Consider the following 15,076-nt stretch of genomic DNA (forward strand, 5'->3'; position numbering starts at 1 on the left):
GCAAGCATATGACGTGCAAAGCCGATAGGCGCTCTTTGTGCGGTGTTGCCTTTATTTCACAGCAACAATGGCATAATCCTGACTGCCGTACAGCATTTTCGCTGCCTGCTGCATGGCAGCGTTGAATTCCGCCACATTTTCTCCCGGGCAGTGCAGTTCCGGAATGGTCTGCGCCGGGCGGCTACTCTCTGTATAGATGATCTCCGTCCTGGTGAAGCCTGCCTTTTCCAGATAATACTGCATGGTCAGCGGATGCACCGGCTTCACGTGGGACGGGTCTATGTAAAATGCATTGGTATAGATGGACAATGACGTGGGATTGGGCGTTTCCACAACCAGACAGCCCCCATCCTCCAGCTTTTGAAAGGCAGTACGGCAAAGGGTCATGATCTGTTCCGGTGTCAGGTGCTCTACCACCTGGCCGACGAAAATACCATCTGCCTTGTCCATTTTCGAAAGATATGCCACGCCATCTCCGCAGACGGCATTCAGCCCTTGCATGGTACAATATTCCACATATGGCTTGTAGAGATCCACCCCCACTGCCGGGATGCCCTGCTCCTGCATGAGGGAGAGAAATTCGCCTCTGCCGCAGCCCAGATCCAGTACATGCTGCTTTCCGGTGAAATAGGGCAAATACTGCCGCTGTGCATTCTTGATCTGCTCCACAGAGCCACGGAAATGGTTCTCGAAATCGAAATATTCAATGGTATCATAGGTCTGCATCGGTGCAGGTGATGTGTTCTGTACTGTCCCGGAAGATTCCACCGGAACAGTCTCCGCCGCCTTTGACATATGCCGTTCCAGCTGCCGGAGCTGCACTTTCAAACAGTCCAGATTGCTCTGGAGCGTAGACAGCTGGGCATTGTTGTTCCGCAGATTCACACACGCCTGCTCAAAATCCTGCCGCAGCTGGGTCTGTCCCCGGTGCATCTTGCCCACTTTCTGCTGCATTTTTTCCAACTGTCCGGTCTGGGTCTGCTGTGCCTGTGCCAGGTCTCGTACCAGCCAGCCGAACAGCTTTCGTTTCATCCAGCCCTTTATGCCCTTTTGCTGCTGGATATTCTGCCATACTTGCCCGAAGTTCTCCATGTCCCGTCCTTTCCCGTCAGTTAATCTTCCACTGATGAGGGATCCGCATGACACCCACATCCCCCACAGAAGCCGTCATCTGAATGGTCAAAGCCTCTTTAAAATAATCCACTGGTACGCCATCTCCGGATTCAATTGCCAGATCCAGCGTATACGTGCCTGGCAGCAGCTGCAATGTCTCCAGCTGCAATTCCACTGTACCGTCCCGGGTGAGGTCAAAGGGCGGCAGCTTGTCAATGCGTGTATTGGTACCGTAGCACTGCACACCATCCTGGCGGAATACACCGATACCGAATACAGCATCCTCCACCGTTTCTTTCACGTGATACTGCACGCGTACCTGAACCCGTTCTCCAGTCTGGAACACACGCTGTTCTGCACCGTCTCCGTCACACACCTGAATCTGCCGGATACGTGCCTTGCCGTTTCCCCAGCGGTTTTTTTCCTGTTCCGCAGTTTCCGCCGCTGTATCCGTTTCCTGCTGTTTGCGTTCCAGTTCCTTTTTGGCTGTTTCCTGCATTTTCTCGCCCATGAATTCCATATATTCCAGGTCTACATCCCGTGCCGGACCTTCAGCACGAATGAGTCCGTCATGAATCCAGATGGAGCGCTCACAGATCTGTTCGATCTGTCCCAGGGAGTGGGACACAATGACAATGGTCGTTCCACGTGCCTTGATCTCCCGCAGTTTATTGAAGCATTTCGCCTGGAAATTGGCATCGCCTACGCCGAGAATCTCATCAATGAGCAGCACATCTGCATCCACATTGATGGCAACGGAAAAGGCAAGGCGCATATACATACCAGAGGAATAGGTGCGCACCGGATTGTCAATAAACTCCTCCAGTTCGGAAAAATCAATAATCGTCCGGAGCCGCTGGTCGATCTCCTTTTTGGTCAGTCCGAAAATCGACGCATTGGTGTAGATATTTTCCCGTCCGCTCATGTCCGGGTGAAACCCTGCGCCCAGTTCGATGAGACTGGAAACACGTCCCTGAATCTGGATGCTGCCGCTGTCCGGATAGAGAATCCGGGTCAGCAGTTTCAGCGTCGTACTCTTGCCGCAGCCGTTGTGCCCGATGAGTCCCACTGCCTCCCCACGCTTTACCGTGAAGGAAATTCCCCGCAGCACCTGTCGTTCTTCATGACGCCGGCGATTCCGGAACAGAAGCCGTTCCTTGAAGCTCTGCCCCTTGTCCAGATAGACCTTGAATTGTTTTTTCACATTGTCTACGACAATGACATCGTCCTGTTTCATGTCTTTCCCCATTTACAATTCCTCCGCAAAGCCCTTTTTCAGTTTCCCGAACACGGCTGTTCCCAACACCAGGAACAGTGCCCCCAGTACTACAGCCTCCAGCAGGCTGGTCAGATCCGGCACTCTGGAATAATACAGCACGTCCCGATAGCAGCTGATGACAGAGGACATGGGGTTGATATGATACACAAACCGCAGCTTTTCCGGAATCATCTCGATGGAATAGAAAATCGGCGTCATGTACATCCAGATCATGGTAACAATACCCAGGATATGCTCCAAGTCCCGGAAGTACACCGTGATTGCCGAGGAGAGCATCGCCATGCCCAGGGCGAGGAAATATTCCACGATCATTACCACCGGCAGACAAAGAAGCGCCAGCGGATTCAGGGGTACCCCAGCAATCACCATGACCGGGAAAATAATACAGAAGCACAGGAGCATATTCACAAAGCAGCTGGTCACATAGGAAATGGGTATGACCTCACGGGGGAAATAGATTTTCTTCACCAGGTCTTTCTGTGCCACAATGGAGCTGGAGCCGCCGGTAATGGCGGAGGAAAAGAAAATCCACGGAATCAGCGCCACAAACAGGTAGAGGTAATACTTGTCGATGCCTGCTTTCATGATGTAGGTGAACACGAATGTATAGACCACCAGCTGCATCAGCGGATTGATGAACGTCCAGAGGAAGCCGAGGACAGAGCCTTTATACCTGCCCCGCAGGTCTTTTTTCACCAGGCTAAAGATCATCTGGCGGTATTGATAGATTTCTTTGCATAATTTCATAGCATTGTCCTGTCTGTTTTGGATTTGGGCGGGAAGAAAATGCAGAACTTCTGTCTGCCTTTCGCAATTCCCATCCCACAATACACGTATGTTTTATTATAACCGATTTTTTGGAAAAAGTCAATGTTTTTGGCTGCTTTCGTCAGGGCATCATAATCCGGCAATCATACGCTTAACGGCAAAAGGTCACCTCTAAAAATATTTCCCACCCGTTTTTTCAAAAAGTTTGCGAAAACGGAGAGATAAGGCAACAAATACAGGCGGATACTATCCGCTCCCACAGACTCCATCCACACACTTCACAAAATGCAAAAAACCGGGAACATGCAAACGCATCCCCGGTTTTTGTTACCTTTTCCGAAAAGCCAAAGCTGATTAGTCCTTGTTCTCCTCGATGTAGTCCACGATATCGCCGACAGTCTTGATGCCTTCCAGCTCTTCGTCTGCGATCTTTACGCCGAACTCTTCTTCTACAGACATTACCAGATCTACAACGTCCAGAGAATCTGCACCCAGATCGTCCTGAATGTTTGCTTCCATGGTAACTTCGTCATCATCCACGCCCAGCTGATCTACAACCAGGTCCTTCAGCTTCTCAAAAATTTCTTCTTTTGCCATTTTTTCTTCCTCCAAAAATTGATGTTGCGCCCCAGACGAGGCGGCGTCACGGGATTTCTCCCGGGAACCAGCGCTTTTCTCAGTTTTCCTGAAACACGCCGATTTTCCTAAACTTAGTATACCGTTCTTTTTGCAAAACGTCAATATCTTTTTGTAATTTTTCTGCTATCATTTTCGCCAAATATTCTTTAATATTTTCGGAAATTTTGTCTATATCGTTCTGTGCACCGCCCTCAGGCTCGGGAATGATGGCTTCTGCCACCCCGAATCGCAGCATATCCTCAGCAGTGATCTGCATCACCTCGCAGGCATCCTGTTCCCGTGAAGCATCCTTCCAGAGAATCGATGCCGCACCTCTGGGAGAAATAACAGAATACAACGCATTTTCCAGCATTCCCAGGGCATCGCATACGCCAAGCGCCAGTGCGCCGCCGCTTCCGGCTTCGCCCAATACCACGGAGATCACCGGGGTTTTCAGCATCATGAATTCTGCAATATTCCGGGCAATTGCCTCGCCCTGTCCACGTTCCTCTGCCTCTACGCCGCAGAATGCACCGGGGGTGTCAATGAGACAGATGACCGGACGGTGGAATTTCTCCGCCTGGTGTGCCAGTCGGAGTGCCTTGCGGTATCCCTCCGGGTGAGGCATGGCGAAATTGGACGCTTTGTTCTCCTTGAGATTTCGTCCCTTCACCTGTGCCAGGATCGTCACCGGCACGCCGTTCAGACGGCCGATACCGCCGATAATGGCACCGTCATCCCCATAGCCCCGATCGCCGTGGAGTTCGTAGAAATCCGTGAAGATCCGGGGAATATAATCCCGGACAGTGGGACGATTCTTGTCACGAATCAAAAGCTGGCGTTCCCACGCCGTGCGCCGCTGCTGTTCCTGTTCCATTTTCACGCACCTCCTGATCCGTTTTCTTTGTCATAGCCGTGGAGCTTCAGCAGATGTGACAGGGTACTGCGCATCGAACGGCGTTCCACGATCATATCCACAAAGCCCTTTTCCTGCAAAAATTCCGCCAGCTGGAAATTATCGGGCAGCCGCTGGCGAATGGTGCCCTCAATGACACGCCGCCCGGCAAAGCCGATGAGCACCTTCGGTTCTGCCAGAATGATGTCCCCCAGAGATGCAAAGGATGCCGTCACCCCCCCAGTGGTGGGGTCGGTCATAACAGTCAGATAGAGCAGCCCTGCTTCGCTGTGGCGTGCCACTGCGCCGGAGGTCTTTGCCATCTGCATGAGAGACAGGATACCCTCCTGCATTCTTGCGCCGCCAGATGCCGTGAAAGCCACTACCGGCAAGCCCTTTTCCGTGGCAGTTTCAAAGGCACGTGTGATCTTTTCGCCTACCACACTGCCCATGGACGCCATCATAAAATGGGAATCCATGATGATCAGCACGGCACGGGAGCCCTTGATGGTACATTCTCCGGTGATGACTGCATCCCGCAGACCTGTCATGGTCTGAAGGGACTCCACCTTTTTGGCATATCCCGGAAAATTCAGGGGATCCGAACTGTGCATGTCTGCATCATATTCCACAAAGGAACCGCTGTCCACCGTCAGCCGCAGCCGTTCGTTTGCCGTCAGCCGTGCATGATAATTGCAGTTGGGGCAGACCTTATTCAGCTCCTGAAACCGACTTTCCGATACAGACTGCTGACAGCGCGGGCACTTGAACGTAGGTTCGTGCTCCTCCGGCGTATCGTCATTGAACCGTTTGGTTACATTTTTGAATAACTCCTCTAACGCCATGGTTTTGTTATCACCCTACTTTCTTTCTGATGCACAATTCACAATGCATATGCAACATTATGGTGCATTCTTCTGTTCTTTCAGAAATTCCTCAAGAAATGTATTATCATATGTACCTGCATTGAAATCCTTGTTCTTGATGAGGGTCAGCAGGAAATCAATGTTGGTGTCAATGCCGTCTACAATAAATTCCGACAAAGCCCAGCGCATTTTCATGAACGCCTCGTGTCTGGTCGGCGCATGGACAATGAGCTTTGCGATCATGGAATCATAATACGGCGGAATGGTATAGCCCTGGTATACTGCACTGTCCACCCGGATACCCGGGCCGCCGGGAATATGCAGCATATGAATGGTGCCCGGTGACGGACGGAAATCCTGTGCCGGGTTTTCCGCATTGATACGGCACTCGATGGCATGACCTTTCACCTGGATATCCTCCTGGGTAAAGGGCAGCGGCTTTCCCTGTGCCACCAGCAGCTGGGTCTGTACCAGATCCACGCCAGTAACCCACTCTGTAACGGGATGCTCCACCTGGATCCGGGTATTCATTTCCATGAAGTAGAAATTCCGGTCGTCGTCCACCAGGAACTCAATGGTTCCGGCGTTATAATATCCGCACGCCTTTGCGGCACGCACTGCCGCTTCCTGCATGGCATTTCTCAGTTCCGGGGTCATGAGAGGGCTGGGACTTTCTTCAATGACCTTCTGGTTCCGGCGCTGCATACTGCAATCACGCTCACCCAGTGCCACGGTATGCCCCTGCTGGTCTGCAATGATCTGAATTTCCACGTGATGGGGGCCGACGATAAGCTTTTCCAGATACACATCATCGTTTCCGAAGAACATCCGTGCTTCTTCCTTTGCCACCAGCATCTGCTCTTCCAGCTGTTCCTCAGAGTCCACACGGCGGATACCTCTGCCGCCGCCGCCTGCGGATGCCTTTACCAGTACAGGATAGCCGATCTCTGCGGCGATCTTCTTTGCCTCTTCCACAGAGGAAACTGCGCCGTCAGAGCCGGGGACTACGGGTACGCCAGCCGCCTTCATGGTCTCCTTGGCACGTGCCTTGTCTCCCAGCATGGAGATAGACTCCGGTGACGGACCGATAAAGGTAATGCCGTTGTCGATGCAGAGCTGTGCAAATTCCGCACTTTCCGACAAGAATCCGAAACCCGGATGCAGTGCTGTTGCACCGGTATTCTGACAAGCAGAGATCAGAGCGTTCATATTCAGATAACTTTCCTGCACGGACGGCGGCCCGATGCAGACGGATTCGTCTGCGATCTCCGCATGAAGTGCGGTGCGGTCTGCGGTGGAATATACCGTGACGCACTGCAAGCCGGCTTCCCGGCAGGCACGGATGATCCGCACGGCGATCTCACCCCGGTTTGCAATTAAAACCTTTTTAAACATGGGTACGCCGCCTTACTGCTCTACTGCGAATTTGATCTCACAGCTGACAGCACGCTTGCCGTCCACTGTTGCCTCAGCCTTGCCCACACCCATGGGACCCCGCTGTGCAATGATCTCCACAGTCAGGTCGAGCACATCGCCCGGTACTACCTGACGACGGAACTTTGCCTTGTCGATTCCGGCAAAAAGGGCGATCTTCCCCTTGAATTCCGGCTGGGACAGAATGCAGACTGCGCCTGCCTGTGCCAGCATTTCCACCATGAGAACGCCCGGCGTCACGGGCTTTTCCGGGAAGTGCCCCTTGAACCAGAAGTCATCTTCCTTGATATATTTACGTGCCACAACACGCTTGCCCACTTCCATTTCCAGTACCTCGTCAATGAGGAGAAACGGGTCACGGTGGGGGATAATTTCCTTGATCTGTTCCTGATTCAGCAATACTTCTGCCATGTCTGCACTCCTTTACGAAAGAATCATCAGCGGCTGGTCATACTCAACCGCTTCGCCGTTTTTCACGAGAATTTCCTGTACCACGCCGTCCACATCGCTGGTAACTTCGTTCATCAGCTTCATGGACTCAATAATCAGTACCACATCGCCCTTTTTCACCGTATCGCCCACCTGGACAAAAGGCGGCTGATCCGGGGAGGGTGCGGCATAGAATGTGCCCACCAGAGGTGCTTTAATCACCTTGCCCTGGGACTTCGGTGCAGCCGAAGCTGCCGGTGTTTCCGCAGAAGCCGCCGGTGCTGCGGTCACAGCTGCTGGGACAGCCTGGGGCATCATACCCATAGGCGGCATGGGCGGCGGGCATTTCTTTCCCTTTACGGTAATAGTCTTTCCGCCGTCAACGATGGTAATTTCGCCCAGATCTTTTTCTGCCACAATATCTGCCAGCTTTTCGATGGTATCCAGGTCAGCCATGTTATAAATTTTTTCACTCATTTGCGTTTCTCCTTAATCCACACACTTCTTGAAGCAGAGTGTGGCATTGTGACCGCCGAAGCCCAGGGAATTGGACAATGCAGCCTTCACCGGCATCTCTACCGGACCGTCTGTGCAGTAATCCAGATCGCACTCCGGATCCGGGGTGGTGAAGCCAATGGTCTGGTGAATGAAATCATCGTGGATGGACAGTGCCGAAACAACAGCCTCCACTGCACCGGTACCACCCAGCATGTGACCAGTCATGGACTTTGTGGAATTGATCTTCACCTTGCGTGCCTGTTCCTCGCCCAGTGCGATCTTCACTGCCTTGGTCTCCAGCATATCGTTCAGATGCGTGGAAGTGCCGTGCGCATTGATATAGGTGATATCCTCCGGCTGCAGTCCGGCTTCCTTGTACGCATTGATCATAGCTCTCGAAGAAGCACCGCACTCATCTGCCGGAGCTGTCATATGATATGCGTCACAGGTTGCGCCGTAGCCGGCGATTTCTGCATAAATTTTCGCACCACGTGCCTTTGCGTGCTCATATTCCTCCAGCACCAGCACTGCAGCGCCTTCGCTCAGGACAAAGCCCCCACGGTTCAAGTCGAACGGTGTGGAAGCCTTTGCCGGATCTGCCTCTGTGGACAAAGCTTTCATGGTACGGAAGCCGCCCAGTGTGAACTCCGTAATGGTAGACTCGCTGCCACCTGCCAGACATACATCCAGATAGCCGTCCTTGATCTTCCGGAAGGCTTCACCCACTGCGTGGGTAGAGGATGCACAAGCTGTGGTAGTGCAGAAGTTATCTCCACGGAATCCGGTACGGATTGCCACCTGACCTGCTGCCATATTGCCGATCATCATGGGCACAAAGAACGGAGAAATACGTCCCGGTCCCTTTGCCGCATACTTGGTGTGTTCTTCCTCAATTCTGCCGATGCCGCCGATGCCGCAGCCGATAATGGTACCCAGACGATAGATGTCCAGATCCTTGAAATCCGTGCCGCAGTCACGCAGTGCCTGCACCGCCGAAGCCACTGCAAGCTGTGTGAACCGTTCCATGTGACGGATGTCCTTGCGCTCGAAATACTCCGTGGGGTCAAAGTCACGGATAATGCCGGCAACACTGACGCCCAGCTCAGTGGTATCAAACGCATCGATCTTTGAGATGCCCAGTGTGCCCTTTTTCACGTTCTCCCAGAACGTTTCCAGGTTGCTGCCAAGGGGATTGACGGTCCCCATGCCGGTAATGACTACTCTTTTCATATTGGTAAACCTTTCATTGTTATCATATTTTACGACAGCGGCGACCGCCGCCATGCACGTCAGGCAACTGCATTGTAGGGGCGAACATCATTCGCCCGCAGTTCCCCATACGTTTTCAGTTCGGGCGAACACAGTTCGCCCCTACAGTCTGCAAACTGCGGATGCGTCAGACGGACTTACATCATCAAGCCGCCGGAGATCTCGATGGTCTGTCCGGTGACATAGCTTGCATCATCGGAGCACAGGAAAGAAATCACACTTGCCACTTCTTCCGGATTTCCATAGCGCTTCATTGCCACCAGTTCCAGCATCTTGTTACGCTGTTCCTCAGTGAGGGCATCGGTCATGGGGGTCTTGATGAAGCCCGGTGCCACTGCGTTGACGGTAACACCTCTTGCGCCCAGTTCCTTTGCTACGGTCTTGGTCATGCCAATAATAGCTGCCTTGGATGCGGAATAGTTGATCTGTCCCGGATTGCCGTACAGACCAGCCACCGATGCCAGGCTCACAATATGACCGCTGCGCTGACGCATCATGATCGCACCCACCAGCTTCATCATATTGAATACGCTCTTCTGGTTTACGGCGATTACTGCGTCATACTGTTCCTCGGACATGCGCACCATAAGACCGTCCTTGGTAATACCTGCGTTGTTGACCAGGGCATCAATGGAACCAAAGCGTTCCTTCACTGCCTTGGTCATTGCTTCGCACTGGGCATAATCTGCCACATTTGCTGCGAACAGCTCTGCCTCTACGCCAAAGCTGCGGCACTGCTCTGCCACCTTTTCCGCATTTGCCTTGTCGGAATCGCTGGGGAAATGGTTGATTGCGATATTGTATCCGTCCTTTGCCAGACGAACGGCGATGCAGGCGCCAATGCCCTGGGATGCGCCGGTAATCAATGCTGTTGCCATAATCATATTCTCCTTTTCTGAATGCAGAATCATGCATAATTGTGGTATCGCCTGCGGCGATGAAACCCATCCACCATTGCTTTGCAATGGTTCCCCTCCTCTTTCAGGGGAGGCTTCTATCAGGCTCCCCTGAAAGAGAAGCTGGCACGGCGAAGCCGTGACTGAGGGGTATGTACATTATCAATTCATTTTATTCCTTGCCCAGCAGCTGGAATGCCTGCTGCCACATTTCTTCGATCACGTCCTTGCAGGGCTTCACCTCGTTGACCATGCCGGCGATCAGACCACACAGGAAGGAGCCTTCGTCCACGTTGCCGTCTACGACAGCTTTCCGGAGAGAGCCGACCGTCATTGCCTCGAAATCCTCCGGCGGACAAGCAGCCTTTTCCATAGCCTGAAGCTTCTTGGTATACTTGGTCTTGATACCACGGCAGGGACTGCCGGAATAGAAACCGGTGATCTGGTTATCGGTGTCCTTTGCCTTAACTACCAGTTCCTTATATTTCGGGGAGATCTGGCACTCCTCTGTTGCCAGGAATCGTGTGCCCAGCTGCACACCCTCTGCACCCAGCATAAAGGCAGCTGCGATGCCTCTGCCATCAGCGATACCACCGGCTGCAATGACCGGAATATCCACAGCATCTACAACCTGGGGTACAAGGCACATGGTGGTATTCATGCCGATATGGCCGCCGGACTCCGTTCCCTCAGCCACCAGTGCATCTGCGCCGGCACGCTCCATACGCTTCGCCAGAGCAACGGAGGGCACCACCGGAATGACCTTGATGCCGGCATTTTTCCATGCCTCCATGTACTTTCCGGGATTGCCTGCACCAGTGGTTACGATGGGCACCTGCTCATCAATGACCAGCTGTGCCAGGTCGTCAGCATTGGGACTCATAAGCATGATATTCACGCCAAAGGGCTTGTCTGTCTTGGATTTGCAGATACGGATCTGCTCCCGCAGATAATCAATGGGCGCACTGCCGCCAGCAATGAGTCCTACTGCACCGGCATTGGAGACAGCGGAAGCCAGGGTGCTCTCGGCGATCCACGCCATACCGCCCTGAATCATCGGGTACTTGCTGCCCAGCAGCTTGGTAATTCTGGTTTCCATAAATATACGTCCTTTCCTTTTGGGGATAGTTTTTTATGATCCATTTTTATCAATACACCCCTCCACCGCCTATCGGCGGTTTCCCTCCCCTTTCAGGGGAGGCATACTCCGCAATTTACAAAATGGTCGCTTTCAGCCTCCCCTGAAAGGGGGAGGGGAACCATTGCGAAGCAATGGTGGAGGGGTCATCTCACCAATTTAATATTCCATAATCAGTGCCGCATAGGTCAGACCTGCGCCGAAGCCCACGAGGCAAACCTTTTCCCCACGCTGGATCTTTCCGGCACGAATTGCCTCATCAAAGGCAATGGGAATGGAAGCGCTGGAGGTGTTGCCGTGGAATTCGATGTTGGTGACCACCTTTTCCATAGGCTGTTTCAGGTACTTCATGGCAGTTTCAATGATGCGCATGTTTGCCTGATGGGGTACGATCTTGTCCAGCTCGTTCAGATCGAAGCCGATCTTTTCTGCTGCCAGAGTTGCCGCCTTTGCCAGAGCGTGGGTGGCAAATTTGTAGACCTCTCTGCCGTCCTGGAGCATGGTGTGCTCCCAACCCTCAGGTCCCGGTCCCATCTGATCGTCATATTCTGCAAAACGCTCCGGCTTCACAAAGGGCGACTGGGGCAGGGCACTGTGGGCATAGAGATATTTTGCACCAGTACCGTCTGCGCCCAGATGGCTGGTGTACAGTGCATTCTCGTCATATTCGATGACAGCTGCCGCTGCGCCATCTCCGAAGAGAATGCAGGAAGAACGGTCGCTGTAGTTTGTGATCTTCGACAGGCTCTCGTTTGCTACGACCAGTGCATAACGCATGGAGGAATCGGTTTTCAGAAAACGGTGCGCCGTATCCATGGCATACACAAAGCCGGAACATGCCGCATTCAGGTCAAAGCACGCCGCATTCACAGCGCCCACCTCACGCTGAATGATACAGGACATGGACGGAGTACAGTACTCCGGTGTAATGGTGGTGTCAATGAGCAGACCGATCTCTGCCGGGTCAATCCCTGCCGCTTTGATGGCACGCTCTGCCGCCTGTGCTCCCATATACCAAGTCGGCTCTCCATCCGAAATATGGCGTGTGCCGATGCCGGTACGTGTCCGAATCCACTCATCGTTCGTCTCCACGATCTTCGCCATATCATCGTTTGTCACCTGAAAGTCAGGCGTATAGCTGCCTGTCCCTAAAACATGAATACCCATGCAAAAAATTCCTCCGTTCCTCTTGTCTATTTTTCTTTTTTGTGTTATGATAGTAGGGGGATGACTGTGCTTTCTGCGGCACAGTGCGTCCTTCAGAAAAATAGCTTGCCTGCAATCACAGGATACACTTTCTATTATAGAATATTTTTGCACATTTTGCAACGTTTCCCGGTGGTTTTTCAATCGCAGGAGGAAGAAATACTATTTTTTGCACAAAAATTAAGCTTTGGTTTTGTGCACCTTTGTACAAAACCATGAGAGAGGAATGGTACTTATGGCAACAATTGCACTCTTTTCCGGTCAGGGATCCCAGTACGAGAAGATGGGACTGGATTTGGTACGCCAGGATGCATCCCTGGAAGAGATCTACGAGACCGCATCGGAGGTGCTGGGCTTCGATCTGTATGCGATCATCGCTGACAGCGATGCGCAGACGCTGGCACGCACCATCTATGCACAGCCGGCAATTATGGCGACCTCGCTGGTCTGCCTGGAAGCCGCAAAGAAAAAGGGCTTCACTTATGATGCTGTAGCCGGTCACTCCCTGGGTGAATATGCGGCAATGGTGGCTTCGGGAATGCTCTCCCTGGAGGACGGGTTCCGTGTCATCAAGGCTCGTTCGGAAGCCATGGATGCCGCCGCCAGTGCCGCTGACGGCGCAATGTGCGCCATCCTGAAGCTGGCGCCCGCAGAGGTGGAGCGTATCTGCGCTGAGACAGAGGGTTATGTCGTTCCGGCGAACTACAATTCCAGTGTACAGACAGTTATCGCCGGTGACCGTGACGCTGTGGAAAAGGCTGCCGCTGCCTGCGCAGCACTGAAAGCACGTGCAGTACCCCTGGCTGTAGCAAGCGCATTCCACACCAAGCTCATGCAGCCTGCGGCAGATGCTTTCTATGAAGCCGTCAAGGATGTGACATTCCACGAGCCAAACGTCACCTTCTATTCTAATGTACTGGGTACAGCACGGACAGATTTTTCCGACATGGCATCGGCTCTGGCAGCGCACATTGTCTCCCCGGTACGCTTCACAGACGAACTGGCGGCAATGCAGGCTGCCGGCATTGACACCTTCGTGGAATTCGGTCCCAAGAACGTTCTCACCGGACTGGTCAAAAAGACCCTCAAGGGTGTCACTGCCAAGAACTGTGAGAACTGCGAAACGCTGGAAGGAGTATTTGCATAATGGAACAGTACACACTCATCGGGCATCCCCTGGGGCATTCCATGTCCCCTTTTATTCATGAGCGGCTCTTTGATATGGCTGGCAGAGAAGCCAGCTATACACTGACAGACATTGCACCGGAGCATCTCGCCGGAGAAGAACCCTTTCTGCGGAGCTTACAGGGCTTTAACATTACCATCCCCCACAAAATGGCGGTAATTCCCATGGTGGACGAGATGGACGACAGCGCAAAGCGGTACAATTCCGTCAACTGCGTGGCAAACAAAGACGGCAAGCTGGTGGGATATAACACAGACTGCGACGGCTTCACCATGTCGGTAAAAGACTACCCCATGGACGGCAAGGTATTGCTCATCGGCTGCGGCGGCGTAGGCAGAATGATCGCCACCGAAGCCCTGCGCAGCGGTGCAGACCTGACCATCGGCATTATTCCCCAGGACAAGGAACTGGTGGAGGCATTTCTGGCGGAAACAACAGAGACTATGCCGGATGCAAAGGTACAGTATCGTCTGACGGCGGAGATCCATGAGAAATTTGATGTGATCATCAATGCGTCTCCCGTGGGTATGTTCCCGAAAGTGGACGCCTGCCCGGTGCCGGACGAGCTTATCGACCAGGCGGACTATTTCTTTGACGTGATCTACAATCCCACCAAGACCCTGTTTCTCCGCAAGGCGCTGGCACAGGGTAAGGTTGCCAAGGGCGGTGCGGCAATGCTGGTGCTCCAGGCAGTACGTGCCCACGAGATCTGGAACGGCGACAGCTATACCCAGGAACAGATCGACTCCATTATCCATGACATGGAGGAAACCATTGACGCACAGAATACAGGAAAGTGAGGAGGCGGCACAGCATGACCATTTTTCTATGCGGCTTTATGGGCTGCGGAAAGACCACGGTGGGCGAAGCGCTGGCGCAGAAGCTGGGGCTGCCCCTCATTGACACAGATGCGTACATTGTGGAACAGGAGGGCAAGAGCATTCCCGAGATCTTCGACCAGGACGGCGAGCCTTATTTCCGGCAAGTGGAAGCCCAGGCGATCCGCACCCTCTGCCGGGAAAAGGCAGTGATCTCCTGCGGCGGCGGTGCCATGCTGAATCCGGAAAGTGCTGCATATGCCAGAGAAAACGGCGCAGTGGTGTTGCTGGACGAGTCTTTCCAGACCTGTTACAACCGTATCAAGGACGACACCAACCGTCCCATTGTGCAGCGCAGCACAAAAGAAGAGCTGAAAGCACTGTTTGAGAAGCGTGCATCGGTATACCGTGCTCACGCATCCCATGTCATTCCCGGCGGCGTTTCGCCCCGGCAGATGGCGGAGCGTATTCTGAAAGAATTGCAGCTGGGGTAACAGATTGACGATCTGCTTTCCTTAGTGTAGTTATAGAAATAACCGCCTTGTTGGGAAGTGGGGCGGTTATTTCTGTTTTTATGAGTTGCAAACATCTGATTTATAGTATTCTGTAATTTAAGGCAACACCGCACAAAGATTGTACGTCAGATGTGCAGTCAGATTTTTC

At 52.9% G+C, this 15,076-nt stretch carries 16 protein-coding genes; 3 read left to right on the forward strand and 13 right to left on the reverse strand.

What is annotated here, in order from left to right; all coding sequences use genetic code 11:
- Window positions 1–51: 51 nt before the first annotated feature.
- The 13 genes from Q0418_RS07695 to Q0418_RS07755 form a co-directional block, all read right to left on the reverse strand.
- Window positions 52–1,092 carry a bifunctional 2-polyprenyl-6-hydroxyphenol methylase/3-demethylubiquinol 3-O-methyltransferase UbiG gene (locus Q0418_RS07695; protein ID WP_298483558.1) on the reverse strand — a complete coding sequence of 347 codons (1,041 nt, stop codon included), beginning with the start codon at window positions 1,090–1,092 and terminating at the stop codon, window positions 52–54.
- A gap of 16 nt (window positions 1,093–1,108) precedes the next feature.
- Window positions 1,109–2,362, reverse strand: coding sequence for an ABC transporter ATP-binding protein (locus Q0418_RS07700; protein ID WP_367276249.1), 1,254 nt, complete (start codon window positions 2,360–2,362; stop codon window positions 1,109–1,111).
- Window positions 2,363–3,139, reverse strand: coding sequence for an ABC transporter permease (locus tag Q0418_RS07705; RefSeq protein ID WP_298483559.1), 777 nt, complete (start codon window positions 3,137–3,139; stop codon window positions 2,363–2,365).
- A gap of 375 nt (window positions 3,140–3,514) precedes the next feature.
- The gene (gene acpP / locus Q0418_RS07710; protein WP_298483560.1) at window positions 3,515–3,757 is read right to left on the reverse strand and encodes an acyl carrier protein; all 243 of its coding nucleotides are present in this window, start codon (window positions 3,755–3,757) and stop codon (window positions 3,515–3,517) included.
- Between the two features lie 79 nt (window positions 3,758–3,836).
- Window positions 3,837–4,655, reverse strand: a complete 819-nt coding sequence (locus Q0418_RS07715; RefSeq protein ID WP_298483561.1) for an acetyl-CoA carboxylase carboxyltransferase subunit alpha — start codon at window positions 4,653–4,655, stop codon at window positions 3,837–3,839.
- A gap of 2 nt (window positions 4,656–4,657) precedes the next feature.
- Window positions 4,658–5,518, reverse strand: a complete 861-nt coding sequence (accD, locus tag Q0418_RS07720; protein WP_298483562.1) for an acetyl-CoA carboxylase, carboxyltransferase subunit beta — start codon at window positions 5,516–5,518, stop codon at window positions 4,658–4,660.
- 57 nt (window positions 5,519–5,575) lie between these two features.
- Window positions 5,576–6,934 carry an acetyl-CoA carboxylase biotin carboxylase subunit gene (accC, locus tag Q0418_RS07725; protein ID WP_298483563.1) on the reverse strand — a complete coding sequence of 453 codons (1,359 nt, stop codon included), beginning with the start codon at window positions 6,932–6,934 and terminating at the stop codon, window positions 5,576–5,578.
- Window positions 6,935–6,946: 12 nt separating this feature from the next.
- Window positions 6,947–7,384, reverse strand: a complete 438-nt coding sequence (gene fabZ, locus Q0418_RS07730; RefSeq protein WP_295217507.1) for a 3-hydroxyacyl-ACP dehydratase FabZ — start codon at window positions 7,382–7,384, stop codon at window positions 6,947–6,949.
- A gap of 12 nt (window positions 7,385–7,396) precedes the next feature.
- Entirely contained in the window at window positions 7,397–7,879 is a 483-nt protein-coding gene (gene accB / locus Q0418_RS07735; RefSeq protein WP_298483564.1) for an acetyl-CoA carboxylase biotin carboxyl carrier protein, read from the reverse strand.
- A 12-nt stretch (window positions 7,880–7,891) separates the two neighbouring features.
- On the reverse strand, window positions 7,892–9,130 hold the full coding sequence (gene fabF / locus Q0418_RS07740) for a beta-ketoacyl-ACP synthase II (RefSeq protein ID WP_298483565.1): 1,239 nt from the start codon (window positions 9,128–9,130) through the stop codon (window positions 7,892–7,894).
- A gap of 176 nt (window positions 9,131–9,306) precedes the next feature.
- A complete protein-coding gene (gene fabG, locus Q0418_RS07745) occupies window positions 9,307–10,047 on the reverse strand; it encodes a 3-oxoacyl-[acyl-carrier-protein] reductase (RefSeq protein WP_367276250.1) in 741 nt (246 codons plus the stop codon).
- 190 nt (window positions 10,048–10,237) lie between these two features.
- On the reverse strand, window positions 10,238–11,164 hold the full coding sequence (gene fabK / locus Q0418_RS07750) for an enoyl-[acyl-carrier-protein] reductase FabK (RefSeq protein WP_298483567.1): 927 nt from the start codon (window positions 11,162–11,164) through the stop codon (window positions 10,238–10,240).
- A 198-nt stretch (window positions 11,165–11,362) separates the two neighbouring features.
- Entirely contained in the window at window positions 11,363–12,370 is a 1,008-nt protein-coding gene (locus tag Q0418_RS07755; protein WP_298483568.1) for a beta-ketoacyl-ACP synthase III, read from the reverse strand.
- 274 nt (window positions 12,371–12,644) lie between these two features.
- Here Q0418_RS07755 and Q0418_RS07760 point away from each other — a divergent pair, with 274 nt between their 5' ends.
- From Q0418_RS07760 to Q0418_RS07770, 3 genes are read left to right on the forward strand one after another with little or no spacing between them, the layout of a single operon-like run.
- Window positions 12,645–13,556: an ACP S-malonyltransferase gene (locus tag Q0418_RS07760; protein WP_298483569.1), complete on the forward strand. Its 912-nt coding sequence runs from the start codon at window positions 12,645–12,647 to the stop codon at window positions 13,554–13,556.
- Window positions 13,556–14,395, forward strand: coding sequence for a shikimate dehydrogenase (locus Q0418_RS07765; RefSeq protein WP_298483570.1), 840 nt, complete (start codon window positions 13,556–13,558; stop codon window positions 14,393–14,395). The genes Q0418_RS07760 and Q0418_RS07765 overlap by 1 nt, the downstream gene beginning before the upstream one ends.
- 14 nt (window positions 14,396–14,409) lie before the next feature.
- Window positions 14,410–14,907 carry a shikimate kinase gene (locus tag Q0418_RS07770; protein WP_298483571.1) on the forward strand — a complete coding sequence of 166 codons (498 nt, stop codon included), beginning with the start codon at window positions 14,410–14,412 and terminating at the stop codon, window positions 14,905–14,907.
- The last annotated feature ends 169 nt before the right edge of the window (window positions 14,908–15,076 follow it).

It is taken from the genome of uncultured Ruminococcus sp. (genome assembly GCF_937915125.1).
Lineage (GTDB): Bacteria > Bacillota > Clostridia > Oscillospirales > Ruminococcaceae > Ruminococcus_C.

Bases quoted from the DNA above. Each gene is read 5' to 3' on its own strand.
- accD (WP_298483562.1), bottom strand. From the start codon at position 5,518: ATGGCGTTAGAGGAGTTATTCAAAAATGTAACCAAACGGTTCAATGAC.
- Q0418_RS07695 (WP_298483558.1), bottom strand. From the start codon at position 1,092: ATGGAGAACTTCGGGCAAGTATGGCAGAATATCCAGCAGCAAAAGGGC.
- fabF (WP_298483565.1), bottom strand. From the start codon at position 9,130: ATGAAAAGAGTAGTCATTACCGGCATGGGGACCGTCAATCCCCTTGGC.
- accC (WP_298483563.1), bottom strand. From the start codon at position 6,934: ATGTTTAAAAAGGTTTTAATTGCAAACCGGGGTGAGATCGCCGTGCGG.
- Q0418_RS07700 (WP_367276249.1), bottom strand. From the start codon at position 2,362: ATGGGGAAAGACATGAAACAGGACGATGTCATTGTCGTAGACAATGTG.
- accB (WP_298483564.1), bottom strand. From the start codon at position 7,879: ATGAGTGAAAAAATTTATAACATGGCTGACCTGGATACCATCGAAAAG.
- fabG (WP_367276250.1), bottom strand. From the start codon at position 10,047: ATGGCAACAGCATTGATTACCGGCGCATCCCAGGGCATTGGCGCCTGC.
- fabZ (WP_295217507.1), bottom strand. From the start codon at position 7,384: ATGGCAGAAGTATTGCTGAATCAGGAACAGATCAAGGAAATTATCCCC.
- acpP (WP_298483560.1), bottom strand. From the start codon at position 3,757: ATGGCAAAAGAAGAAATTTTTGAGAAGCTGAAGGACCTGGTTGTAGAT.
- Q0418_RS07705 (WP_298483559.1), bottom strand. From the start codon at position 3,139: ATGAAATTATGCAAAGAAATCTATCAATACCGCCAGATGATCTTTAGC.
- Q0418_RS07770 (WP_298483571.1), top strand. From the start codon at position 14,410: ATGACCATTTTTCTATGCGGCTTTATGGGCTGCGGAAAGACCACGGTG.
- Q0418_RS07715 (WP_298483561.1), bottom strand. From the start codon at position 4,655: ATGGAACAGGAACAGCAGCGGCGCACGGCGTGGGAACGCCAGCTTTTG.
- Q0418_RS07755 (WP_298483568.1), bottom strand. From the start codon at position 12,370: ATGGGTATTCATGTTTTAGGGACAGGCAGCTATACGCCTGACTTTCAG.
- Q0418_RS07760 (WP_298483569.1), top strand. From the start codon at position 12,645: ATGGCAACAATTGCACTCTTTTCCGGTCAGGGATCCCAGTACGAGAAG.
- Q0418_RS07765 (WP_298483570.1), top strand. From the start codon at position 13,556: ATGGAACAGTACACACTCATCGGGCATCCCCTGGGGCATTCCATGTCC.
- fabK (WP_298483567.1), bottom strand. From the start codon at position 11,164: ATGGAAACCAGAATTACCAAGCTGCTGGGCAGCAAGTACCCGATGATT.